Raw genomic sequence first — 23,847 nt, forward strand, 5'->3', positions numbered from 1 at the left:
CCTCAGAGATGCCCGCGAGCGTGCCGCGCCCCAAGGCGCGCGTCAAGCGTTGCCCCGGAGGATCGGGGTCGCTAACACCCGCGGCCATAACAACACCGCTTTAGGAAATGGGAGCTTCCGATGACGCCACAGGTCAAGGCCATTCTCGACAAATATGAGTCGGACAACCCTGCAACCAAGGCCAATCTCGCCCGCATCCTGATGCAGGGGAAGCTTGGCGGCACCGGCAAGCTGGTGATTCTGCCGGTCGACCAGGGGTTCGAGCATGGCCCGGCGCGCAGCTTCGCGGTCAACCCGGCGGCCTACGACCCCCATTATCACTATCAGTTGGCGATCGATGCCGGCCTGTCGGCTTATGCGGCACCGCTCGGCATGCTGGAGGCGGGGGCGGAGACCTTTGCCGGGCAGATCCCGACGATCCTCAAGGTCAACAGCTCGAACAGCTGGGCGCAGGGCGCGAACCAGGCGGTGACCGGCAGCGTCGAGGATGCGGTGCGGCTTGGTTGCGCGGCGATCGGCTTCACCATCTATCCCGGTTCGGACGATTTGTTCGACATGATCGGGCAGATTCGTGAGCTTTCGGCCGAGGCAAAGTCGGTCGGCATCGCCACCGTGATCTGGTCCTATCCGCGCGGCGGCATCCTGCCCAAGTCGGGCGAACTGGCGCTCGATGTCGGTGCCTATGCCGCGCACATGGCGGCGTTGCTGGGTGCGCACATCATCAAGGTGAAGCTGCCGAGCGACCATATCGAGCAGAAGGAAGCCAAGCCCCTTTATGAGGGCACCGACTGGTCGAAGCAGGCGGACCGGGTGCGCCATGTCGTGCAGGCGAGCTTTGCCGGGCGGCGGATCGTGGTGTTCTCGGGCGGCGCGGCCAAGGGTGCCGATGCGGTCTATCAGGACGCGCGCGACATTCGCGATGGCGGTGGCAACGGCTCGATCATCGGTCGCAACACCTTCCAGCGCCCGCGCGCCGAGGCGCTCGAGATGCTCGCCAAGATCATCGCGATCTACAAGGGCGAGGAGTAAACCCGATGTCCGGGGCGGCGTGGGAGGCGGTCGACGGCTATATCGTCGATCATTTGCTGGGTGACGATGTGGTGCTGGATGCAGCCCTCGCTGCCAACGCCGCCGCCGGACTGCCGCAGATCGATGTCTCGCCCGCACAGGGCAAGATGCTGCATCTGTTCGCGCGGATGGTCGGCGCGCGGCGCATCCTCGAGATTGGCACGCTTGGCGGCTATTCGACGATCTGGCTGGCGCGGGCCCTGCCCGAAGACGGGCGAATGGTGACGCTGGAGATCGATCCGCACCATGCGGCGGTGGCGGGCGACAACATCGCGCGCGCTGGCCTTGGCGAACGGGTCGAAGTCCGCGTCGGCGCGGCACTGTTATCGCTTGAGGCGATGATCGCGCAGGGAGAAGCGCCGTTCGACCTGGTGTTTGTCGATGCGGACAAGGAAAATTGTGTCCCCTATGTCCGCTCGGCTATGGCGCTTGCGCGACCGGGCACGACGATCGTGGTCGATAATGTGGTGCGCGACGGCGAGGTGCTCGATCCGGCAAGTGCGGACTCGCGCGTTCGTGGGGTGCGGGCGCTGTTCAAGATGATCGCGGACGAACCACGGCTGAGCGCCACAGCGGTGCAGACCGTTGGCGCGAAGAAATGGGATGGCTTCGTGCTGGCCGTGGTGGGAGCCGTCTGAACGCGATGCCCCAAGAGTTCGCCTATCATCGCAGCCTTGGGCCGATGATAGGCGTACTGCTCGGTATTGCGATCGTCGAGATGTGCGTGGTGCATCTGGTGGTGGGCGCGCTGTTCGGGTGGACGGTTGCGCTGGTCGTGGGGGTGCTCGACCTTTCGCTGGTGATCGGCCTGGCGCTGTTGCTGCGTTCCTTCCGGCGACTGCCGGTGACGATTGCGGATGGCGTGCTGACGCTGCGGGCGGGCCTGTTGAAGTCGGTCGTGGTTCCGGTAGGCCAGATTGCGGGCTTGCGCGCGACCTGGGATGCGGCGGCGCTGAAGCAGCGCGGCGTGGTGAACCTTGCTTTGGTGAGTTGGCCGAGCGTGGTGATCGACCTCGATCCGCCCGTGCCGACGCGGCGCGGCAGGCAGGTCCACGCGGTTGCGCACAAACTGGACGATCCCGCCGCTTTCCATGCCGCGATCACCGCGCTATCGCGCAGGGATGAACAGTGAAGACCCGCTAGGCCCGCTCGACCCCGATTTCGCGGTGCAATTCCAGCGCGACGACCGTCGGCCGCGCTGTCAGCTTTATCTTATTTCGCCGCTCGAAGTCGGTGGCACCTTTCCCGATCGCCTGAAGCGCGCGTTGGATGCAGGCCCGGTCGCGGCGTTCCAGTTTCGCGTGAAAGACATCGACCAGCACAGCGCCGCGGCCCTCGCCGAGCCGTTGCAGCGCATTTGCGCGGATGCCGACGTCGCCTTCATCGTCAATGACAGCATTGCGCTCGCCAAGCGGCTGGGCGCGGACGGCGTGCATCTGGGGCAGGGCGATGGCGACCCGCGTGAGGCGCGCGCGCAGCTTGGGCCAGCGGCGCAGATAGGCGTCACATGCCACGACAGCCGCCATCTCGCGATGGAAGCGGGCGAGGCGGGGGCCGACTATGTTGCCTTCGGGGCCTTCTACCCGACGACCACCAAGACGACCGAGCATGTCGCCGATCCGGTGCTGCTGAGCTGGTGGTCGACGGTGTTCGAGATCCCGTGCGTCGCGATCGGCGGTATCACACCGGTCAACGCGCCGCCGCTGATCCGCGCCGGTGCAGATTTTCTCGCGGTGTCGGGCGCGGTGTGGGGCGGGGACGAGGCGGCTGCGGTACGCGCGTTCGAGGCCGTGCTCGCCGCCTGATGGCGCTTCAGTAGGTGTTCCGCCCGGCGCGGATTTCAGCCTTGGCGGTGAACAGCTTGCGGGCGGTGGTGCCGGCATCGCGCACCAGCACCATCACCTCGTCATTGACCTGGATCTTCTCGTCGGGGGACGGCCGCAGGATGGCGGCACCGCCGCGCTTGATCTGGACGATGAAAAACGCACCGGCCGCCTGACGTTCGGCCTCGCCGACGGTCAACACACACATCGCCGACCCGGCGTGCGCCGAGACGATTTCCAGATCCAGGCCCATTTCGCCGAGTTCGCCGCGCGCGCGTTTGAGCGCCGCGTCCGATCCCAGATCCGCGCTTTTCGGGAAGAGCACCATGCGTGCGATGCGTTCGGCACCGATATGGGTCGGCAGCACGACATGGTCGGCCCCGGCGCGGCGCAGCTTGCGTTCGGTCGTCGGGGCCTCGCCGCGCGCGATGATTTCGAGCGTCGGGTTGAGATTGCGCGCGCTGAGCGTGATGAAAACGTTCGCCGCGTCGTCTGGCAGGACTGTCGAGAGTACACGTGCTCGGTCGATCCCGGCCGCGAACAAAATCTCTTCCTCGGTCGCGTCGCCTCCGATGCACAGGTGGCCGGCGGCTTCGATTTCGGCGAGGCGATCGGCGCTGCGTTCGATCACGACCAGCGGCATGTTCGCCTCGGCAAGGTCGCGCGCCAGCATCGTTCCGATGCGACCAAAGCCGCAGATCACGACATGGCCGGACAATTTGTCGATTCGCGCGCGCATACGGTTGGCTCCCAGGATCTGGCGCAGTTGCAGGACGGTGAAAAACTGGACGAGCGCACCGGTCAACAGGATCATGCCGGTGCATCCGAACACGATCGTCGCGATCGTGATGGTGTGCAAATAGCCGGTGTCGATCGGCCTGACTTCATCATACCCGACCGAGAAGACGGTCAGCAGCACCATGTACGAGGCGTCGACGAAGCTCCACCCCGCCGCCATATAGCCGAGTGTCGCCAGGACGATCACCAGCCCGACATAGCCGAGAATAGTGATCAGATTTCTGGCAGGCGAGCCGAGAACGGCTTCAGCGTCGGCTAGGATCTTGCGCACGGAGGAGGACTGTTGCCCAGCGGGACGGGCAAGTCCAGTGGGCGATTAACGGCGCAAGGTTACCAGTGCCGCACGCGCCCCGTATCGACATGGACGAAGCCGTCGCGCGGATAATAGCCGACACCGCCGCCGCCCAGAGCGAGAGCTGCGCCGTGCAGCCGGTCGAGCGTCACGCCGGGCACCATGATGTCGGTCGCCTTGCCCAGCATATGCTGGCTCTGGCTGGCGACGCCGGTATGTTCGCCGCCCTTGGCACGGAGCGCGGCGTTGGTCGCGGGCGAGCGATAGCCCGAGATCAGATTGATCTTGCTGCCGCCGCTCAATTCCAGCTTGTCGCGCAACTGTACGAGCAAGGCGAGCAGACGGCGGTCCATCACCGTCGATTCACCGGTGCGCCAGTCGCGCAGGCCATGGTTCAGCTCGGCCAGCCCCTCGGGCAGGAAAGTCCCGTTCCGCGCGAACAGCGCATCGACGGTTTCGTTATTGTGGACGTTGCGAATGGCGAGGCGCCATTCCGTGCCGACCGCCATCGCCGGAAAAGGAAGCGCAAGCGCCGCACCGCCAACCAGCGCGCCGCCAAGCATCGCGCGTCGGGACACTATCATCGCTTGAGGCATCGCGCTGGACACAAGCCGCTATTCCAATCGTTTGTCTGCTTAGATTACTATGTAGGAGATTGAAGCGATGCGAAAAACCTTGGCCGGATCGGCTTGTCTGGCAATAGCATCGCTTGGCCTTGTTGCGGCCGCGCCGGTGGGAACCATCAGCGCAACGGACACTCCAGCGCTCGATCTTTCGACGTTACATGTGCAGGTCATCCTCGATCATCTTGGCTTCTCGCCCGGCGTGCTGGATGGGCGCGCCGGGAAATCACTGGTGGCGGCGCTCAAGGGCTTTCAGGAAACGTGCGGGCTGCCGCAAACAGGCGAGATGGATCTGACGACGCTGCGCGCGCTGCATCCTTATGCGCAGTGGCGGCCGACCCAGACGATCGCGTTGACCACCGACATGCTGGCCGGGCCGTTCGTCAATCCGCTACCCAAGAACCCGCAACTGCAAGCGAGGCTGACCACGCTCGGATATCGCTCGCCGATGGAGAAGCTCGGCGAGATGTTTCACACCAAGCCGTCGGTCTTGCTCGAATTGAACAGTCCGCAAACCCGGCTGGTGCCGGGCAGCAAGATCGTCGTGCCCAACGCGATCGCCGCCGACCACGCTTATGATCCCAAGCTCCCCGAGAAATGGCGGCAGACGCTCAGCGACCTGAACGTCGACTCGACTCAGCCGACGGGGGCCAAGGTGGTGGTCGACAAGTCCGAGGAGGTGCTGCGCGTTCTGGACAAGGACGGCAAGCTGGTCGCGCAGTTCATGGCGACGATGGGGAGCGAGCATGATCCCTTGCCGATCGGCACCTGGAAGATCCTCGGGCCGTCCTACAATCCGCCCTTCCACTACAATCCCAAGCTGTTCTGGGACGCAAAGAAGGGCGCAAGGGCGGCGTTGCTGCCACCGGGTCCAAACGGGCCGGTGGGCGTGGTGTGGCTTGATCTGTCCAAGCCGCATTACGGCATCCACGGGACGCCTTCGCCAGAGACGATCGGCCGGGCCGAAAGCCATGGCTGCATCCGCCTGACCAATTGGGATGCGGCGCGGCTGGCGATGATGATCAAGCCGGGCACGCCGGCTGTGTTCCAGGAATAATCCGTGGGGTGGTTGGGTCGTATCGCGCTGTTGGTCATTGCCGTCGCGGCGGCCGGGTGGATCGCCTTGCTGGCATTGTTGCCCGACGCTCCGCGCACGGCGGCGGGACTCACCACGCGACCGGTTGTGGCCGAACGGAACCCGTCCGGCACGCGTCTGGTCGTTCCGGTGGCAAGGGTGGCGCGCGGCGCTCTCATCGAGTCCTGGGGCGATCCGCGGGAGAATGGGCTGCGCCTGCATCACGGCACCGACATTGCCGCTCCGGCGGGCAGTCCAGTGCTGGCAGCCGCGTCCGGTACGGTTGAGAAGCTGTTCACAAGCGCGGCGGGCGGCACCACCGTCTATGTCCGCTCGCCCGACCGGCGCTGGACGTATTATTACGCGCATCTTTCCGCCTATGCGCCGGGGCTGCACGAGGGGCAGGGTGTCGCGGCTGGAACGGTGCTCGGCTATGTCGGCGATACCGGCAATGCCGGTGCGGGCAATTTCCACCTGCATTTCGGCCTGACGCGCACCACGCCCGAGCAGCATTGGTATGAAGGGGAGGATGTCGACCCCTACCGCTATCTTGCCGGACAGCCCTTGCCCGGCTAAAGGCCGCGCCTTGCTCTTTCCAACTACAGGCACCCCCATGAAGATCAACGCGGTCGAAATCCGTCCCGGCAACATTCTCGAATATGAAGGCGGCATCTGGAAGACGGTGAAAATCCAGCATACCCAGCCGGGCAAGGGTGGTGCCTATATGCAGGTCGAGATGAAGAACCTCATCGACGGCCGCAAGACCAACGTCCGCTTCCGCTCGGCGGAAAGCGTCGAGAAGGTCCGGCTCGATACGGTCGATTTCCAGTTCCTGTTCCGCGAAGGCGACACGCTGACCTTCATGGACAAGATCAATTACGAGCAGATCTCGCTCGACGCCGACATTTTGGGCGATGCCGCCGCCTTCCTGCAGGATGGCATGGATGTCGTGATGGAGCTGTGGGAAGAGCGGCCGATCTCGGTGCAGCTGCCCGACACGATCGAGGCGCTGATCGTCGAGGCCGACGCCGTGGTGAAGGGGCAGACCGCTTCGTCCAGCTACAAGCCCGCGATCCTGGAAAATGGCGTGCGCGTGATGGTGCCGCCGCACATTGGCGCGGGCACGCGCATTGTGGTCGATGTTTATGAACAGAGCTACGTCCGGCGGGCCGACTAACTAATGTCTCCCTCTCCCCGCTTGCGGGGAGAGGGTCGGGGAGAGGGGCTGGATCGAGCGCTGTCGCTCACTGCCCCTCTCCCGCGCTTCGCTTCGCTCGCTTGCCCTCTCCCCTGAAGGGGAGAGGGATAGAAGGAAATAATATGGCATCCCATTCCGGCCTGATGACGATCATGGACCGCGCCGCGCGCAAGGCCGGCCCGCGCCTGCGTCGTGATTTCAACGAGGTTCAGCAGTTGCAGGTCAGCCGCAAGGGGCCGGCCGATTTCGTCTCAATGGCCGATCAGCGCGCCGAGCAGACGCTGTATGAAGAATTGTCGCGCGCGCGGCCCGATTGGGGTTTCCTGATGGAGGAGCGCGGCGAGGTCGCGGGCGACCCCAACAAGCCGCGCTTCATCGTCGATCCGCTCGATGGCACGACCAACTTTCTCCACGGCATTCCGCATTTCGCGATTTCGATCGCGGTCGAGGAGCCGATGCCCAATGGCAAGCGCGAGATCACCTCGGGCCTGATCTATCAGCCGATCACCGACGAAGCGTTCTGGGCCGAAAAGGGGCGCGGCGCGTGGGTGCAGGAGCAGCGGCTGCGCGTATCGGCGCGCCGCGACCTGGCCGATTCGCTGATCGCGACGGGTATCCCGTTCCTGGGGCACGGCAATTTCGTCGAATGGAGCCGCATTTTCGGTGCGATTGCGCCGGAAGTCGCTGGGATCCGGCGGATGGGATCGGCCGCGCTCGATCTCGCCTGGGTCGCCGCTGGCCGGTATGACGGCTATTGGGAATCGGCGCTGCAGCCGTGGGACGTCGCGGCAGGGCTGTTGCTGGTCAAGGAGGCCGGTGGTTTCGTCACCGATTTCCGGGGTGGCGACCGCATGATGGAGCGCAGCGAATTCCTGGCGGCCAACGACGCGCTGCAATCGCGTTTGCACAAGCTGCTCGCGGGGGCACTCCGCTAAAATTTCGTCTCTCCCTCGACGCGAAGGGGAGCGGTACAGTCGAGCACAAACGCGATCGCTTCGTGGCTTTGTGTCTTCGTGCGAGAAGCTGTTTTTGCTCGCACGAAGACACAAAGCCATAAAGAGCAGAACCGACTGCCACCGGCTGCGCTTATGGGCGAGACCGTCGGTCCTTTGGGGGAAGGATTTTAGTTGCGATTCATTCTCACTCCCGCGACCCTTGCCCCTCAAAGTGCATCGTCCTAAAGCCCACGCACACCTGTTCGCACATGCGAGAAACCCATTGGTTGACCTGTCCCACTATTTGCCGATCCTGCTGTTCCTCGGCGTGGCACTCGCGCTCTCCAGCGCGTTCGTGTTTCTGCCGATGATCGTTGCCCGCCTGACCGGCGCGCACAAGCCGACCCCCGAAAAGCTGAGCGAATATGAGTGCGGCTTCCCCGCGTTCGAAGATCCGCGCAGCCAGTTCGACGTGCGCTTTTATCTCGTCGCCATCCTGTTCATCATCTTCGATCTGGAAGCGGCGTTTCTGTATCCCTGGGCCGTGTCGGTCTTCAAACTTGGCTGGGTCGCCTGGGGCTCGATGATGCTGTTCATCGTCGAACTGGCGCTCGGCCTGGTCTATGCGTGGAAGAAGGGAGCGCTCGAATGGGAGTAGAACTCATCCGTCCGTCCGGTCAGGATATCGTCCAGCCCGACGCGTCGTTCTTCAACGATCTCAATGGCGAACTCGGCGACAAGGGTTTCCTCGTCACCTCGACCGAAGAACTGTTCCAGTGGGCGCGTACCGGCTCGCTGTGGTGGATGACCTTCGGGCTCGCCTGCTGCGCGGTCGAGATGATCCACGTCAACATGCCGCGCTATGATCTCGAGCGTTTCGGCGCGGCACCGCGCGCGTCTCCGCGCCAGTCGGACGTGATGATCGTCGCAGGCACGCTGTGCAACAAGATGGCCCCGGCGCTGCGAAAGGTCTATGACCAGATGTCGGAGCCGAAATACGTCATCTCGATGGGGAGCTGCGCCAATGGCGGCGGCTATTACCATTACAGCTATTCGGTGGTGCGTGGCTGCGACCGGATCGTGCCGGTCGACATCTATGTGCCCGGTTGTCCGCCGACCGCCGAAGCGCTGCTCTACGGCATCATGCAGCTTCAGCGGAAGATCCGCCGTGTCGGGACGATCGAACGGTGAGGGCCCCCGCTCCAGCCTATGTCGCCAATGATGGCGTAATCGACACCGCGCGGACCGCGCTCGGTGCCAAATTGCTCGCGCCGGTCGAGGCGGTGGGTGAAGTCGCGCTGCATGTCGATCGCGCCTCGCTGGTCGAGACAATGGTCGCGCTGCGGGACACGCCCGGTCTTGAATATCAGCAGCTGATGGAAATCGCGGGCGTCGATTATCCCGATCGCGGCATCGACCGGTTCGAGGTCGTCTATTGCCTGCTATCGCTGACTCGCAATCACCGCATCCGCGTGCATGTGCAGACCGACGACGAAAAGCCGGTCCCGTCGGTAACCGGCATCTGGCCGGTTGCCGGTTGGCTCGAGCGCGAAGTGTATGACATGTACGGCGTGCTGTTCTCGGGCAATGCCGATCTCCGTCGCATCCTGACCGATTACGGCTTTCGTGGTCATCCGCAGCGCAAGGACTTCCCGCTCAGCGGCTATGTCGAACTGCGCTATTCGGAAGAAGCCAAGCGCGTTGTATACGAGCCTGTCGCGCTGGCGCAGGATTTCCGTACCTTCGATTTCATGAGTCCCTGGGAAGGCGCGGAATATGTGCTGCCCGGCGACGAAAAGGCGAAGCTGCCTGAGGAAAAGGGCGCGCCGACCCCGCTCAAGGCCGATGAAATCGTCAAGGCCGATGCTGCCGCATCGCCCAAGCAGGCATCGAGTCAGCCCAAAACGACGGACAGCACTGCGCAGTCCGGTGCAGGCAAGGCAGGCCCTGACGCAGGCGAGAAGCCGGCCAATCCCGATGTCGTTCCCTCCAACGGGAAGGGGCAGAACCAGTGACCGACTATCTCGACCAAATCGAACATCGCCTTGACGGGGAAGATCCCGAGGTCGGCGATGTCGAGATTCAGAATTACACGATCAACTTCGGCCCGCAGCATCCCGCCGCGCACGGCGTTTTGCGTCTGGTGATGGAGCTGGACGGCGAAATCGTCGAGCGCGTCGATCCGCATGTCGGGCTGCTGCACCGGGGCACCGAGAAGCTGATCGAGTATAAGACCTACACGCAGGCGCTGCCCTATTTCGACCGGCTCGATTACTGCTCGCCGCTGTGCATGGAGCATAGCTATGTGCTTGCGGTCGAGAAGCTGCTCGATCTGGAAGTGCCGCTTCGCGCGCAATATCTGCGCGTGCTGTTCGCCGAGCTGACGCGTATTTCGAACCACATGTTGAACCTCGGTTCGCACGTCATGGACGTCGGCGCGATGACGCCGAACCTGTGGTTGTTCGAAATCCGCGAAGACTGCATGAACTTCTTCGAGCGCGTCTCTGGCGCGCGGATGCACAGCGCCTATTTCCGTCCGGGTGGGGTGCACCAGGATGCGCCGCTGAAGCTGCTGACCGACATCGCCGACTGGCTCGATACGCGTTTGCCGCGACTGTTCGAGGACGCGATCTCGCTCGTGGCGGACAACCGCATCTTCAAGCAGCGCAACGTCGATATCGCCACGGTCAGCCGTGACGATGCGATCAAGTGGGGCTTTTCGGGTCCGATGATCCGTGGCTCGGGTATCGCGTGGGATCTGCGCAAGTCGCAGCCTTACGATGTTTACGCCAAGATGGATTTTGACGTACCGGTCGGCACGCGCGGCGATTGCTATGACCGGTTCATGGTGCGCGTTGAGGAAGTCCGCCAGTCGGCGCGGATCATGAAGCAGTGCTTGCGCGATATGCCGGAGGGGCCGATCGCGTCGCTCGACCGCAAGGTAGTGCCGCCCAAGCGCGCCGAGATGAAACGCTCGATGGAAGCATTGATCCATCACTTCAAGCTGTACACCGAAGGCTATCACGTGCCCGCAGGCGACGTGTATGTCGCGACCGAAAGCCCGAAGGGCGAGTTCGGCGTGTATCTGGTCGCGGACGGCACCAACAAGCCGTATCGCTGCAAGATCCGCCCGACCGCCTTCTCGCATCTGCAGGCGATGGACTTCATGGCGAAGGGCCACATGCTGGCTGATACGACCGCCATTCTGGGCGCGATGGATATCGTGTTCGGGGAGTGCGACCGGTGAGCAGCGCACGTCTCGCCACCGCGCATCGCATGATCGCGCTGTACAACGCGCAGGATGCGGACGGCTACGTCGCGGAAATGACCGGCGATGCGTGCGAGGCAATGTACCGCGGTGCCGTGGTACGCGACGGGCAGGAGGGTGTTCGCGCAGGGCTGAAGGCGATGTTCACGCAATATCCCGAGAACCGTGCCGAAGTGCTGTCGTCCTATGTCCTGGGCGATACCGTGGTGTTGCACGAAAACGTCTCGCGCGGTCCCGGTGGCGAGCAGTTCGAAGTCATGTCCCTTTATTCGTTTGAGGGCGACAAGGTCGCCCGCGTGGAGTTCATCCGCTAATGGCCGACGCGCCCAAAATTCCTGACGAAGCCGAGACCCGCGCGCGCTGGGGCGCGTTTGCGTGGAATGAGGAAAACCAGAAGAAAGCGAACGAGATCCTCGGTCGCTATCCCAAGGGCCGCGAGCAATCGGCTTCGATCCCGTTCCTCGATCTGGCGCAGCGCCAGGTTGGTGCCGAGACGCAGACGCAAGGCTGGCTGCCGGTGCCGGTGATCGAGTTCGTCGCTCGGCAGATCGGCGTGCCGTACATGCGCGTGTATGAGGTCGCGACCTTCTATACGATGTTCAACATGGCACCGGTCGGCCGCTATCACGTTCAGGTGTGCGGCACGACGCCGTGCATGCTGGGCGGCAGCGACGACGTGCTGTCGGCGTGCAAGAATAAGGGCCTGTCCAAGGGCCATACCACCCCGGACGGCCTGTTCACACTGACCGAGGTCGAGTGTCTGGGCGCGTGCGCCAATGCTCCAATGGTGCAGATCAACGACGATAATTTCGAGGATCTGGATTACGACAAGACCATCGCGCTGCTCGAGGCGCTGGCCGAGGGCAAGCCGGTGACGGCGGGGTCGCAGACCGGGCGCCGCGATAGCTGCCCGGCAGGCGGGCCGACCTCGCTCAAGGACATGGTTGCCGAGAACCACGATTATCGCGGGGAATGGGCATGAACAAAAACACCATCATACTGATCCTGGCGATCATCGGCGGCATCGTGGTCGCGGGCTGGGTGTTGCGGCTGACGCTGTCGCTGCTCGGGCCGCTGGTCGTGATCGGGCTTGGCGTGGTGATCTATCTCGCGCTCACCGGCAACAAGCGGATCGGGGGGGGCAAGTAACGTGCTCGCGGACAAGGATCGCATTTTCACCAATGTCTACGGCTTCCAGCCGTGGACGCTCGACGCCGCGATCATGCGTGGCGATTGGGATGACACCAAGGGCCTGATGGCGCGCGGGCAGGATGCCCTGATCGACGCGGTCAAGGCGTCTGGCCTGCGCGGCCGTGGCGGCGCGGGTTTTCCGACCGGCACCAAATGGTCGTTCATGCCCAAGGAACCGAAGCCGGATCGCCCGAATTTTCTGGTCATCAACGCCGACGAATCCGAGCCGGGTTCGTGCAAGGACCGCGAGATCATCCGGCATGACCCGCACAAGCTGATCGAAGGCGCGCTGATCGCGGGCTATGCGATGCGCGCGCGGGCGGCGTACATCTACATTCGCGGCGAATATATCCGCGAAGCCGAAGTGCTGTTCGCGGCCGTCGCCGAGGCGTATGCCAAGGGTCTGATCGGCAAGAATGCGAGCGGATCGGGCTATGATTTCGATGTGTTCGTCCATCGCGGCGCAGGTGCCTATATTTGCGGTGAAGAAACCGCGATGCTCGAAAGCCTGGAGGGCAAGAAGGGGCAGCCGCGCCTGAAGCCGCCCTTCCCGGCGGGTGCGGGCCTGTATGGCTGCCCGACCACGGTGAACAACGTGGAGTCGATCGCGGTCGTCCCGACGATCCTGCGACGCTCGCCGGAATGGTTCGCCAGCTTTGGCGCGGAGAACAATCGCGGGACCAAGCTGTTCCAGATCAGCGGCCATGTGAACACGCCGTGCGTGGTCGAAGAAGCGATGTCGATCACCTTCCGCGAACTGATCGAGACGCATTGCGGCGGCATTCGCGGCGGGTGGGACAATCTGCTCGCGGTGATCCCGGGCGGATCGTCGGTGCCTCTGGTGCCGGCCGCCGAGATCATGGACTGCCCGATGGATTTCGACGGCCTGAAGAAGGTCGGTTCGGGTCTGGGCACGGCCGCGATCATCGTGATGGACAAGTCGACCGACATCGTCCGCGCGATCAGCCGCTTGTCCTATTTCTACAAGCATGAGAGCTGCGGCCAATGCACGCCGTGCCGCGAGGGCACCGGCTGGATGTGGCGCGTGATGGAGCGGATGCGCACCGGCGACGCGGACATTTCCGAGATCGATACGCTGTATCAGGTGACCAAGCAGGTCGAGGGCCACACGATCTGCGCGCTCGGCGATGCGGCGGCCTGGCCGATCCAGGGCCTGATCAAGCACTTCCGCCCCGAGATGGAGCGGCGGATCACTGAAAAGCGTGGCGGCGGGTTGAGCCCGATGATGGAAGCGGCGGAATGAGCGCTGCAATCGCCTTGAGACAGTCGACACTACCGGTCATGGTACTGTTTGTCGGCTTGATGCCTGCGGTTGCGTTCGGTCAGTTGAAGCCCGAAGTGCAGACCGGCTCGCTCATTCCGGTTGCGCCGCAGGCCGTGGAGGCGAAGGACGCAGGCTTAATCAAGAAGGCGTTTGCTCGGTGCATTTACAATCGCAATAAGAAGGCAGCGGCCGTAATACTAACCTATAGTGACCCCGTGAGCGTGGATATAAAGGCCGCAAAAATCTCCGATGTAGCTAGTACCTTTGACATGTCAGAGTGCCTTGGGAAGCAGGCGAGCGTCACGCAAAACACGCTTGGCTTCAAATTCAAGCGCGAGATGTTACGCGGATTTTTGGCTGAAGAAACATATCTTGCGGGCCACCCTGTCGCGCCTACGCTCGCCCCCGGGTCGGTGGAAGTTATTGATCGGACCTACGTCTCCAATAGCGACAATTTGCCCAAGGCGCGGGCGCTCGGAGCATTTGCAGATTGCGTAGTCTTTAACGATGTGAGCGGGTCGGATGCGTTGCTCCGTACTATGCCCGCAAGTGCGAGCGAGCGAGCGGCGGCACGGGCACTGGCACCCGCATTGGGCAAATGCCTGGAACAAGGCATCCAGTTTTCGATGAGTCCGGCGAGCATTCGCGTCTATGTCGCAGATGGATTGTGGAATCGCTTTTCTCGCCCACAGCAGGCTCAAGTCGCTGCTGCGGCGAAACCATGAATAAGAAAGTTTGAGCGCGAACCATGCCTAAACTTAAAGTCGATGGCGTCGAGATCGAAGTTCCCGCTGGTGCCACCGTGCTCCAGGCGTGCGAACTCGCCGGCAAGGAAATCCCGCGTTTCTGCTATCATGAGCGGCTGAGCATCGCCGGCAATTGCCGGATGTGCCTGGTCGAGGTGAAGCCCGGACCACCCAAGCCGCAGGCATCGTGCGCGCTGCCGGCGGCGGACAAGCAGGAGATCTTCACCAACTCGCCGATGGTGAAGAATGCGCGCGAAGGGGTGATGGAGTTCCTGCTCATCAACCATCCGCTCGATTGCCCGATTTGCGATCAGGGCGGTGAATGCGATCTGCAGGACCAATCGGTTGCCTATGGCCGTGGCCAGTCGCGCTACAGCGAGAATAAGCGCGCGGTCACCGAGAAATATATGGGGCCGATCGTCAAGACGGTGATGACGCGCTGCATCCAGTGCACGCGCTGCATCCGTTTTGCCGAGGAAGTCGCTGGCGTCGAGGAAATCGGTGCGATCGGGCGTGGCGAGAACATGCAGATCGTGTCGTATCTCGAACATGCCGTGACGAGCGAACTGTCGGGCAATGTCGTCGACCTGTGCCCGGTCGGTGCGCTGACCTCCAAGCCTTATGCGTTCGAGGCGCGCCCGTGGGAGCTGAAGAAGACGCTGACCATCGACGTGATGGACGCGGTCGGCACCAACATCCGGCTCGATTCACGCGGTCGCCAGGTGCTGCGCGCGCTGCCGCGCATCAACGAGGACGTGAACGAGGAATGGGCGAGCGACAAGACGCGCCACGCGGTTGATGGTCTTGTCCGCCGCCGCCTCGACAAGCCGTATATCCGTAAAGACGGTCGCCTGACCGAAGCATCGTGGGATGCGGCGTTCCTGGCGATCTCGCAGGTCGATGCGGGCGCGAGCGTGGCTGCGGTCGCGGGCGATCTGGTCGATTGCGAGACGATGTATGCCACGAAGGCACTGCTCGGCAGCATGGGCTCGACCCTGCTCGAAGGCCGCCAGACCGGCATGGATTATGACACGTCGAGCCTGGCTGCGGTCAATTTCAACACGACGATCGCGGGCACCGAAAAGGCCGATGTGATCCTGATCGTGGGCAGCAACGTGCGCTGGGAAGCGCCGCTGGTGAACACGCGCATCCGCAAGGCGATCAAGAAGGGCGCAAAGGTCTTCGCGATCGGGCCGGAAACCGAGCTGACCTATAAGGTCGAATGGCTGGGTGCCGATCTCGGCGTGCTCGGCAATCTGCCCGAGGCGGTGACCGAGGCGTTCGCCAAGGCCGAGCGTCCGATGGTGATCGTCGGCGGGGCTGGGCTGAAGGCGCTTGGCGCGGCGCTGGCGCTGGTGCCGTCGCTGGGTCTGGTCAAGGATGGCTGGAACGGCTTCAACGTGCTGCACATGGCGGCGAGCCGCATGGGCGGGTTGATGCTGGGCTATGCGCAGAAGGGCGGCATTGCCGACCTGGTTGCGGCCAAGCCGAAGCTCGCTTTCTTCCTGGGCGCGGACGAAGTCGATTTCGGCGCGTTTGCGGATACGTTCAAAGTCTATATCGGCCATCATGGCGACAAGGGGGCAGCGGCAGCGGACGTGGTTCTGCCGGCGGCGAGCTATGCCGAGAAATCCGGCACCTATGTCAATCTCGAAGGCCGGGTGCAGCGCGGCGAGCGCGCCGTCTTCCCGCCGGGCGATGCCCGCGAGGATTGGACGATCCTGCGCGCTCTGTCGGGCGTGATGGGCAAGACGCTGCCGTTCGATACGATCGAGGAACTGCGCGCGGCGATGGCGGTCGATACGCCTGCGCTCGGAACGCTGGGGCTGGCGACGTTCGACTGGGCACCGCCTGCGCTCGACGCGGCCGCTGCGGGCGAGATCGCCGGCTATCCGATCAAGGATTTCTATCTGACGAACGCGATCTGTCGCGCGTCGCCGACGATGCAGCGCTGCTCGGCTGAACTTGTCCACGGCCAGGAATTCGCGGAGGCGGCGGAATGACCAGTTTCTTCACCTACCGTTTCGGCCTTCCCTTTGGCTGGGCGTGGTTCCTTGCCACTTTGATGGACATTCTGCTGATCGCGCTGCCGCTGATGCTGGCAGTGGCGATGATCATCTATGCCGATCGCAAGATCTGGGCGTCGATGGCGCTGCGCCGTGGTCCGAACGTGGTTGGCCCGCTCGGGTTGCTGCAATCCTTCGCCGACGGCCTCAAGGTGTTCCTGCAGGAAACGATTGTTCCTTCGGCAGCGAACAAGACGCTGTTCCTGATCGCGCCGATTATCACCTTTACGGTCGCGCTGATCGTGTGGGCGGTGGTGCCATTCGATGCGCGAGCCGCGCTCGCTGATATCAATGTCGGCTTGCTGTATGTGCTCGCCGCGTCGTCGCTCGGGGTGTACGGCATCATTCTCGCGGGTTGGGCGTCCAACTCCAAATATCCGTTCTTCTCGGCGATCCGCGCGGCGGCGCAAATGGTGAGCTATGAGGTCGCGATCGGTTTCGTGCTGATTTCGATCGTGCTGTGGAGCGGCAGCTTCAACCTGACCACAATCGTCGAAGCGCAGAAGAGCGTGATGGGGACGCCGGTCAATGGCTTCTTCCTGAACCCCTTGCTGTTCCCGATGGCGGTGGTGTTCTTCATCTCGTCGCTGGCCGAAACGCAGCGCGCGCCGTTCGATCTGGCCGAGGCCGAGAGCGAATTGGTCGCGGGCTATCAGACTGAATATTCGTCGATGGCGTTCGCGCTTTATTGGCTTGGTGAATATGCCAACGTTATTCTGATGTGCGCCTTGAACGCGACGTTGTTCTGGGGCGGATATCTGCCGCCGCTGGATCTTCCGATCCTGTACGCGGTGCCGGGGATCCTCTGGCTGTTTATCAAGATCCTGCTGTTCTTCTTCGTGTTCAGCTGGGTGAAGGCGACCGTCCCGCGTTACCGCTATGACCAGCTGATGCGGCTGGGGTGGAAGATCTTCCTGCCGCTGTCGCTGTTCTGGGTGTTCCTGGTGTCCGGCTTCCTCATGCTGACCCGCGTTGGAGTTCCGTCATGAGCCTTGCTCAGATCATCAAATCCTACACGCTTTGGGAGTTCCTCAAGGCGCACACTCTCACCCTGAAGTATTTCTTCAAGGCGAAGGCGACGATCAACTATCCGTTCGAGAAGAACCCGCTCAGCCCGCGCTTCCGTGGCGAGCATGTGCTGCGGCGCTACCCGAATGGCGAGGAACGCTGCATCGCGTGCAAGCTGTGCGAGGCGGTGTGCCCGGCACAGGCGATCACGATCGAGGCCGAACCGCGCGACGACGGCAGCCGCCGCACGACGCGCTACGACATCGACATGACCAAGTGCATCTTCTGCGGCCTGTGCCAGGAAGCGTGCCCGGTCGATGCCGTGGTCGAGGGACCGAATTTCGAATATGCGACCGAAACGCGCGAGGAACTGATTTACGACAAGGCGAAATTGCTCGCCAACGGGGATCGCTGGGAAAGCGCCATCGCGGCGAACCTTGCCGCCGATGCGCCGTACCGTTAATCGCCAGCCGACTGTAAGGGGCCCACTGATTCCGTGATACAGGCACTCGCCTTTTATCTCTTCGCGACGATCGTTATCGTGTCGGCCGCGTTGACGATTACCGCCCGCAACCCGGTCCATGCCGTGCTGTGGCTGATCCTCGCTTTCTTCAACGCCGCCGGCCTGATGGTGCTGGTGGGGGCGGAGTTTATCGCGATGCTGCTCGTCATCGTCTACGTGGGCGCAGTCGCCGTGCTGTTCCTATTCGTGGTGATGATGCTCAACATCGATTTTGCGGAGCTGCGCGCGGGGTTCGTGCGCTACGCGGCACTCGGCGCGGTGCTCGCGATCGGGCTGGCGGCGGAGATCATGGTCGCTTTCGGGGCCTGGAGCGCGGGCAAGATCGAGCTCGCCCGCCGCGCCGCGCCGACGCCGGAAACGGTGCCCAATATCGAAGCGCTCGGGATGCTGCTCTACACGCGCTATCTGTTCGTGTTTGAAGGGGCAGGGCTGGTACTGCTGGTCGCCATGATCGGCGCAATCGTGCTGACACACCGCGACCGCACGGGTTCGCGCAAGCAGAACATCGCACGCCAGAATGCGCGGCGTCCGCAGGATGCGACGCGCAACACGCAGCCGACTGTCGGCGGAGGGATAGACCTGTGATTGGGCTCGGCCATTATCTCGTCGTCGGGGCGATCCTGTTCGCGCTCGGCGTGTTCGGCATCATCGCCAATCGCAAGAACCTGATCGTCATGCTGATGGCGATCGAGTTGATCCTGCTGGCGGTGAACCTCAATTTCGTGGCCTTTTCGGGCTATCTGCATGACCTGGTGGGCCAGGTTTTCGCGATGTTCGTGCTGACGGTGGCGGCTGGCGAGGCCGCGATCGGCTTGGCCATTCTCGTTATCTATTTCCGCAGCCGCGGGACGATCTCGGTTGACGATGTCAACCGGATGAAGGGGTGATCGCGACGTGACGTCTATCCTTTTCATCGTTTTCCTGCCGCTGCTGGCGGCGATCGTCGCGGGCTTCTCGAACAAGACGTTCGGGGCGGTCCTGCCGAAGATCGTGACGACGGGCGCGCTGTTTATCTCGGCGTTCCTGAGCTGGACAGTCTTCATCCCATATCTGAGCGGTGGCGAAGCCACGGTGACGCCGGTGCTCGACTGGATCCACTCGGGCGACATGCGCATCGACTGGGCGCTCCGCGTTGATGCGCTGACGGCCGTGATGCTGGTGGTGATCACCAGCGTCTCGGCGCTCGTCCATCTGTATAGCTGGGGCTATATGGATGAAGACCCGGACCAGCCGCGCTTCTTCGCCTATCTGTCGCTGTTCACCTTCGCCATGCTGATGCTGGTGACCGCCGATAATCTGGTCCAGATGTTCTTCGGCTGGGAAGGCGTGGGTCTCGCGTCCTACCTGCTGATCGGCTTCTGGTTCCGCAAGCCCAGCGCCAATGCCGCCGCGATCAAGGCGTTCGTCGTCAACCGTGTCGGCGACCTTGGTTTCATGCTCGGCATCTTCGGCACCTATCTGGTGTTCCACACCATCTCGATCCCCGAAATCCTGCGGCTCGCGCCGGGGATGGCGGGGTCGACGATCGGGTTCGTCGGCTATCGCATCGATACGATGACGCTGCTGTGCCTGCTGCTGTTCGTCGGTGCGATGGGCAAGTCGGCGCAGCTCGGCCTGCACACCTGGTTGCCGGACGCGATGGAAGGCCCGACCCCGGTGTCGGCGCTGATCCACGCGGCGACGATGGTCACCGCCGGTGTGTTCATGGTGTGCCGCCTGTCGCCGATGTTCGAAACGTCGCCCTTCGCGCTGCATGTCGTGATGACGATCGGTGCGGCGACCTGCCTGTTCGCGGCGACGGTCGGGCTGGTGCAGACTGACATCAAGCGCGTGATCGCCTATTCGACCTGTTCGCAGCTCGGCTACATGTTCTTCGCGGCCGGGTGTGGCGCTTATGGCGCGGCGATGTTCCACCTGTTCACGCACGCTTTCTTCAAGGCGCTGCTGTTCCTGGGTGCCGGTTCGGTGATCCATGCAATGCATCACGAGCAGGACATGCGCTATTATGGCGGCCTGCGGAAACACATCCCGCTGACCTTCTGGGGGATGATGATGGGCACGCTGGCGATTACCGGCGTTGGCATTCCGGCGGTGTTCGGCAATCCGATCGCCTTTGGCTTTGCGGGCTTCCATTCGAAGGACGCGATCATCGAGGGCGCCTGGGCCGCTGGCCAGCATGGCGCGTCGATCGTCGGCATCATCGTTGCGTTGCTGACCAGCTTCTATTCGTGGCGCCTGATGTTCCTCACCTTCTGGGGCAAGCCGCGCTGGGAGCAGTCCGAGCATATCCAGCACGCGCTGCACGATGCGCATGGCCACGGCCATGACGATCATGGTCACGACCATGCGCACGCCCATGCCGATCACGGCCATGGCCATGCGGCGCATAGCGACGGGACGGGTGGCTATCATCCGCATGAGAGCCCGTTCCCGATGCTGATCCCGCTGATCCTGCTGTCGATTGGTGCGGTGTTCGCTGGCTTCGTGTTCCACGGCTATTTCATCGAGCCGAGCGCAGGCGAGGCCTATTGGCACGGCGCGATCGCGTTCAACGAGCATCTGATGCATGCGATGCACGAGGTTCCGCTGGGTGTGAAACTGTCGGCGTCGGTGGCGATGCTGCTCGGCCTGCTGGGCGCGTACATCTTCTACATCCGCGCGCCGGAAGCACCGGCCAGGCTGGCCGCGACCTACCGTCCGATCTACCTGTTCCTGTTGAACAAATGGTATTTCGACGAACTCTACAACCTGCTGTTCGTGAGGCCTGCCTTCGCGCTCGGCCGCTTCTTCTGGCACCGTGGTGACGAGAAGACGATCAACCGCCTGGGGCCGGATGGTGCCGCGTGGGTGGTCGAGCGGAGTGCGCGCGTCGCGGGCAGGGTCCAATCGGGATATGTATACACTTATGCGTTCGTCATGCTGCTGGGGTTAACCGGGGCCGTGACCTGGGCGATCAACATTTGGGCGACGAGCAAGTGAGCGGCCTTCCCATGCTATCGATCATGCTCGCCATCCCGGCGATCGCAGCCATTGCCTGTCTCTTTGCCAGTGCGCAGGGCGCGCGCTGGATCGCGTTGATCGCGACGCTGGTCGATCTCGTGCTCGGGATCTGGCTGTGGGCCAATTTCGACATTGGCGGGCCGCAGTGGCAGTTCGTCGAGAATGCCGGCAGCCTGGGCGTGTTCAGCTGGAAGCTCGGTATCGACGGCTTCGCGCTGATGCTGGTGATGCTCAGCGTGTTCCTGATGCCGATCTGCATCGGCGCGAGCTGGGTGGCGGTCACCGAGCGCGTGCAGGAATATATGGCGGCGTTCCTCATCACCGAAATGCTGATGATCGGCACGTTCACGGCGCAGGACATGTTCCTGTTCTACATCTTCTTCGAGGCTGGTCTGATCCCGATGTACCTGATCATCGGCATCTGGGGCGGCGCGAACCGCATCTACGCTTCGTACAAATTCTTCCTCTACACGCTGCTGGGCTCGCTGCTGATGCTCGTCGCGATGCTGTGGATGGTCAGCTATTCCGGCACCAGCGACATTCCGACGCTGCTGGGCACCGATTTCCCGGTGCGCGTGCAGCCGTGGCTGTGGCTTGCTTTCTTCGCCTCGTTCGCGGTGAAGATGCCGATGTGGCCATTCCACACCTGGTTGCCCGATGCGCACGTGCAGGCACCGACGGCAGGTTCTGTGATCCTGGCCGGCGTGTTGCTGAAGCTCGGCGGATACGGCTTCCTGCGCTTCTCGCTGCCGATGTTCCCGGAAGCCTCGGCGCAGTTCGGCTGGCTGATCCTGTCGCTGTCGGCGATTGCGGTGATCTACACCTCGCTGGTCGCACTCGTGCAGTCCGACATGAAGAAGCTGATCGCCTATTCCTCGGTCGCGCACATGGCGATCGTGACGATCGGCCTGTTCGCCTTCAACCGCCAGGGTCTGGAAGGCGCGATGATCGTCATGCTCAGCCACGGCCTGGTATCGGCGGCGTTGTTCCTGTGCGTCGGTGTGATCTATGACCGGCTGCACACGCGCGAGATCAGCCGTTACGGCGGCCTTGCGATCAACATGCCGCGCTACGCCTTGCTGTTCATGCTGTTCACCATGGCGTCGGTCGGCTTGCCGGGCACGAGCGGGTTCGTCGGCGAATTCCTGTCGCTGGCCGGGACCTATCGCGTGTCGACACTGGCGACCTTGCTGTGCACCACCGGGATCATCCTGGGGGCTGCCTATATGCTGTATCTGTATCGCCGCGTGGTGTTTGGCGAGATCGTCCATGACGATGTCCGCACCATGCCGGATTTGAGCCTGCGGGAGATTGCGTTGCTGGCCCCGATTGCCGCCGTTGTGTTGTGGATGGGGGTATACCCTGAGAGCTTCCTCGCCCCGATGCGCGGCGATGTGGCGACCTTGCAGGCGCGGATCGCGCGGGCAGCACCGGCTGGCGATTCGCTGCCGACCGCTGGCAAGGCGCTGGCGACACCCGCCGAACATGCGGAGGCACGGCCATGAACGCTTCGCTGTTGATGACCTTGCCGGAACTGGTGCTGGCGGTTGGCGCGATCGCGTTGATGCTGGTGTCGGCGTGGGGTGGACAAGCGTCCACACGACTGGTGTCGTGGGCGTCGGTTGCGGTGCTGATCGGCGCTGGCATTGCGCTGATGGGCCCGGCCTCGTCGGGCGGGGCGGCCTTTGGTGGTTTGTACCGCGCGGATGCCTTTGCCGCCTTTGCGAAGGTGCTGATCTATGGTGCGTCGGCGGTTGCCATCATCCTCGCGCCGCGCTTCTTCGCGATCGGTCGCGGTGATGACCTGCGTCCGGAATATCCGGTGCTGATCCTGCTGTCGGCGGCGGGTATGGGCATGATGGTGTCTGCGGGCGATTTGCTGACGCTGTATGTCGGCCTCGAACTGCAGAGCCTTGCTGCCTATGTGCTGGCGAGCTTCATGCGGCGCGATGTACGCTCGGCCGAAGCGGGGCTTAAGTATTTCGTGCTGGGCGCGCTGGCGAGCGGTATCCTGCTCTACGGCATCAGCCTGGTCTATGGGTTCAGCGGGACCACGTTGTTCTCGTCGATCGCGACCGCTTATGGCGCGGGGCGTTCGCTGGGGCTGACCTTCGGGCTGGTGTTCGTGTTTGCCGGGCTGGCGTTCAAGATGAGCGCGGTGCCGTTCCATATGTGGACCCCCGACGTCTACGAAGGCGCGCCCACGCCGGTGACGGCGTTCTTCGCCTCGGCCCCTAAGGTGGCGGCGATCGGCCTTGCAGTGCGCGTTGCCGTGGAAGCGATGGGCCCGGCCACGGACCAATGGCGGCAGATCGTGATCTTCGCGGCGCTTGCCTCGATCATCTTCGGTGCGGTTGCGGCGATCGGGCAGACCAACGTCAAGCGCCTGCTGGCCTATTCGTCGATCAACAATGTCGGCTTCGTGCTGATCGGTCTTGCCGCCGGTACGCAGGACGGCGTGGCGGCAGTGCTGTTCTACCTTACGGTCTATGTCGTGATGACGCTGGGCAGCTTCATCGTGGTGCTGCAGATGAAGGATAGCGAGGGGCAACCGGTCGAGACGATCGTCAGCCTGGCGGGCCTGTCGCGCTCGCGTCCGGCGCTGGCTTTGGCGATGGCGACCTTCATGTTCTCGCTGGCGGGCATCCCGCCGCTGCTGGGCTTCAATGCCAAGCTGGCGGTGTTCAACGCCGCAGTGCACGGTGGTTTGTATCCGCTGGCGGTCGCAGGTTTTGTCGCGTCGGTGATCGGTGCCTATTATTACCTGCGCGTGGTCAAGGTGATGTACTTTGACGCACCGGGCGAGGCCTATAGCGGTCGCGCCACGCCGGTGGAGAGCCTGCTGGTTACGCTAGCGGCGCTGTTCGTCTCGCCGGTCGGGTGGCTGACCTTGGGTACGCTCGGCGTGTGGACCACCACCGCCGCCAAGGCGCTGTTCTGACGGTTAC

At 63.2% G+C, this 23,847-nt stretch carries 27 protein-coding genes; 25 read left to right on the forward strand and 2 right to left on the reverse strand.

Features of this window, described 5'->3' with window-relative positions; genetic code table 11:
- Positions 1 to 120: 120 nt before the first annotated feature.
- Genes ACP7BY_RS09495 through thiE form a run of 4 tightly spaced genes read left to right on the forward strand, consistent with a single transcriptional unit; the run spans position 121 to position 2,873 of the window.
- Positions 121 to 1,029, forward strand: coding sequence for a class I fructose-bisphosphate aldolase (locus tag ACP7BY_RS09495; protein WP_033965763.1), 909 nt, complete (start codon positions 121 to 123; stop codon positions 1,027 to 1,029).
- A gap of 5 nt (positions 1,030 to 1,034) precedes the next feature.
- Positions 1,035 to 1,706 (forward strand): O-methyltransferase, encoded by a 672-nt coding sequence (locus tag ACP7BY_RS09500; protein WP_033965764.1) that lies wholly within the window; start codon positions 1,035 to 1,037, stop codon positions 1,704 to 1,706.
- Positions 1,707 to 1,711: 5 nt separating this feature from the next.
- A complete protein-coding gene (locus ACP7BY_RS09505; protein ID WP_231565209.1) occupies positions 1,712 to 2,200 on the forward strand; it encodes a hypothetical protein in 489 nt (162 codons plus the stop codon).
- Complete coding sequence (thiE, locus tag ACP7BY_RS09510) at positions 2,190 to 2,873, forward strand: thiamine phosphate synthase (RefSeq protein ID WP_033965765.1); 684 nt, start codon at positions 2,190 to 2,192, stop codon at positions 2,871 to 2,873. The genes ACP7BY_RS09505 and thiE overlap by 11 nt, the downstream gene beginning before the upstream one ends.
- 7 nt (positions 2,874 to 2,880) lie before the next feature.
- Here thiE and ACP7BY_RS09515 read toward each other — a convergent pair whose 3' ends face one another.
- Positions 2,881 to 3,960, reverse strand: a complete 1,080-nt coding sequence (locus ACP7BY_RS09515) for a potassium channel family protein (RefSeq protein WP_033965767.1) — start codon at positions 3,958 to 3,960, stop codon at positions 2,881 to 2,883.
- A gap of 59 nt (positions 3,961 to 4,019) precedes the next feature.
- On the reverse strand, positions 4,020 to 4,565 hold the full coding sequence (locus tag ACP7BY_RS09520; protein WP_033965794.1) for a DUF882 domain-containing protein: 546 nt from the start codon (positions 4,563 to 4,565) through the stop codon (positions 4,020 to 4,022).
- A gap of 79 nt (positions 4,566 to 4,644) precedes the next feature.
- On the opposite strand from ACP7BY_RS09520, the gene ACP7BY_RS09525 reads away from it, so the two are divergent.
- The 21 genes from ACP7BY_RS09525 (at position 4,645) to nuoN (ending at position 23,840) form a co-directional block, all read left to right on the forward strand.
- Positions 4,645 to 5,661 carry a L,D-transpeptidase family protein gene (locus ACP7BY_RS09525; RefSeq protein ID WP_033965768.1) on the forward strand — a complete coding sequence of 339 codons (1,017 nt, stop codon included), beginning with the start codon at positions 4,645 to 4,647 and terminating at the stop codon, positions 5,659 to 5,661.
- Positions 5,662 to 5,664: 3 nt separating this feature from the next.
- Entirely contained in the window at positions 5,665 to 6,255 is a 591-nt protein-coding gene (locus ACP7BY_RS09530) for a M23 family metallopeptidase (protein WP_137902345.1), read from the forward strand.
- Between the two features lie 37 nt (positions 6,256 to 6,292).
- Complete coding sequence (efp, locus tag ACP7BY_RS09535) at positions 6,293 to 6,856, forward strand: elongation factor P (RefSeq protein WP_126847269.1); 564 nt, start codon at positions 6,293 to 6,295, stop codon at positions 6,854 to 6,856.
- A gap of 143 nt (positions 6,857 to 6,999) precedes the next feature.
- On the forward strand, positions 7,000 to 7,812 hold the full coding sequence (locus ACP7BY_RS09540) for an inositol monophosphatase family protein (protein ID WP_033963272.1): 813 nt from the start codon (positions 7,000 to 7,002) through the stop codon (positions 7,810 to 7,812).
- A gap of 283 nt (positions 7,813 to 8,095) precedes the next feature.
- Positions 8,096 to 8,470 (forward strand): NADH-quinone oxidoreductase subunit A, encoded by a 375-nt coding sequence (ndhC, locus tag ACP7BY_RS09545; RefSeq protein ID WP_010402587.1) that lies wholly within the window; start codon positions 8,096 to 8,098, stop codon positions 8,468 to 8,470.
- The gene (locus tag ACP7BY_RS09550) at positions 8,461 to 9,003 is read left to right on the forward strand and encodes a NuoB/complex I 20 kDa subunit family protein (RefSeq protein WP_010402589.1); all 543 of its coding nucleotides are present in this window, start codon (positions 8,461 to 8,463) and stop codon (positions 9,001 to 9,003) included. The genes ndhC and ACP7BY_RS09550 overlap by 10 nt, the downstream gene beginning before the upstream one ends.
- Positions 9,000 to 9,827 (forward strand): NADH-quinone oxidoreductase subunit C, encoded by an 828-nt coding sequence (locus ACP7BY_RS09555; protein WP_033963270.1) that lies wholly within the window; start codon positions 9,000 to 9,002, stop codon positions 9,825 to 9,827. Before ACP7BY_RS09550 ends, ACP7BY_RS09555 begins: the two co-directional genes overlap by 4 nt.
- Positions 9,824 to 11,059 (forward strand): NADH-quinone oxidoreductase subunit D, encoded by a 1,236-nt coding sequence (locus tag ACP7BY_RS09560; RefSeq protein WP_033963265.1) that lies wholly within the window; start codon positions 9,824 to 9,826, stop codon positions 11,057 to 11,059. The genes ACP7BY_RS09555 and ACP7BY_RS09560 overlap by 4 nt, the downstream gene beginning before the upstream one ends.
- Positions 11,056 to 11,394 carry a nuclear transport factor 2 family protein gene (locus tag ACP7BY_RS09565; protein ID WP_033963263.1) on the forward strand — a complete coding sequence of 113 codons (339 nt, stop codon included), beginning with the start codon at positions 11,056 to 11,058 and terminating at the stop codon, positions 11,392 to 11,394. Before ACP7BY_RS09560 ends, ACP7BY_RS09565 begins: the two co-directional genes overlap by 4 nt.
- Entirely contained in the window at positions 11,394 to 12,062 is a 669-nt protein-coding gene (locus ACP7BY_RS09570) for a complex I 24 kDa subunit family protein (protein WP_033963262.1), read from the forward strand. Before ACP7BY_RS09565 ends, ACP7BY_RS09570 begins: the two co-directional genes overlap by 1 nt.
- Entirely contained in the window at positions 12,059 to 12,229 is a 171-nt protein-coding gene (locus ACP7BY_RS09575) for a hypothetical protein (RefSeq protein WP_156142946.1), read from the forward strand. The genes ACP7BY_RS09570 and ACP7BY_RS09575 overlap by 4 nt, the downstream gene beginning before the upstream one ends.
- Position 12,230: 1 nt before the next feature.
- A complete protein-coding gene (nuoF, locus tag ACP7BY_RS09580) occupies positions 12,231 to 13,535 on the forward strand; it encodes an NADH-quinone oxidoreductase subunit NuoF (protein ID WP_137902344.1) in 1,305 nt (434 codons plus the stop codon).
- Positions 13,532 to 14,281: a hypothetical protein gene (locus ACP7BY_RS09585; RefSeq protein ID WP_033963260.1), complete on the forward strand. Its 750-nt coding sequence runs from the start codon at positions 13,532 to 13,534 to the stop codon at positions 14,279 to 14,281. Before nuoF ends, ACP7BY_RS09585 begins: the two co-directional genes overlap by 4 nt.
- Positions 14,282 to 14,304: 23 nt before the next feature.
- Positions 14,305 to 16,305: an NADH-quinone oxidoreductase subunit NuoG gene (gene nuoG / locus ACP7BY_RS09590; protein ID WP_137902343.1), complete on the forward strand. Its 2,001-nt coding sequence runs from the start codon at positions 14,305 to 14,307 to the stop codon at positions 16,303 to 16,305.
- The gene (gene nuoH, locus ACP7BY_RS09595; protein WP_033963258.1) at positions 16,302 to 17,357 is read left to right on the forward strand and encodes an NADH-quinone oxidoreductase subunit NuoH; all 1,056 of its coding nucleotides are present in this window, start codon (positions 16,302 to 16,304) and stop codon (positions 17,355 to 17,357) included. Before nuoG ends, nuoH begins: the two co-directional genes overlap by 4 nt.
- The gene (gene nuoI, locus ACP7BY_RS09600) at positions 17,354 to 17,839 is read left to right on the forward strand and encodes an NADH-quinone oxidoreductase subunit NuoI (protein ID WP_010402602.1); all 486 of its coding nucleotides are present in this window, start codon (positions 17,354 to 17,356) and stop codon (positions 17,837 to 17,839) included. The genes nuoH and nuoI overlap by 4 nt, the downstream gene beginning before the upstream one ends.
- 33 nt (positions 17,840 to 17,872) lie before the next feature.
- Entirely contained in the window at positions 17,873 to 18,484 is a 612-nt protein-coding gene (locus ACP7BY_RS09605) for an NADH-quinone oxidoreductase subunit J (protein ID WP_033963256.1), read from the forward strand.
- Positions 18,481 to 18,786, forward strand: coding sequence for an NADH-quinone oxidoreductase subunit NuoK (gene nuoK, locus ACP7BY_RS09610; protein WP_010402606.1), 306 nt, complete (start codon positions 18,481 to 18,483; stop codon positions 18,784 to 18,786). The genes ACP7BY_RS09605 and nuoK overlap by 4 nt, the downstream gene beginning before the upstream one ends.
- 7 nt (positions 18,787 to 18,793) lie before the next feature.
- Positions 18,794 to 20,878, forward strand: coding sequence for an NADH-quinone oxidoreductase subunit L (gene nuoL, locus ACP7BY_RS09615; RefSeq protein ID WP_033963254.1), 2,085 nt, complete (start codon positions 18,794 to 18,796; stop codon positions 20,876 to 20,878).
- Entirely contained in the window at positions 20,875 to 22,404 is a 1,530-nt protein-coding gene (locus ACP7BY_RS09620; protein WP_033963253.1) for an NADH-quinone oxidoreductase subunit M, read from the forward strand. The genes nuoL and ACP7BY_RS09620 overlap by 4 nt, the downstream gene beginning before the upstream one ends.
- Complete coding sequence (gene nuoN, locus ACP7BY_RS09625; RefSeq protein ID WP_033963251.1) at positions 22,401 to 23,840, forward strand: NADH-quinone oxidoreductase subunit NuoN; 1,440 nt, start codon at positions 22,401 to 22,403, stop codon at positions 23,838 to 23,840. Before ACP7BY_RS09620 ends, nuoN begins: the two co-directional genes overlap by 4 nt.
- Positions 23,841 to 23,847 lie beyond the last annotated feature (7 nt).

The sequence above is a fragment of the Sphingomonas sp. PSPC2-2 genome (genome assembly GCF_049897725.1).
Taxonomy (GTDB): domain Bacteria; phylum Pseudomonadota; class Alphaproteobacteria; order Sphingomonadales; family Sphingomonadaceae; genus Sphingomonas.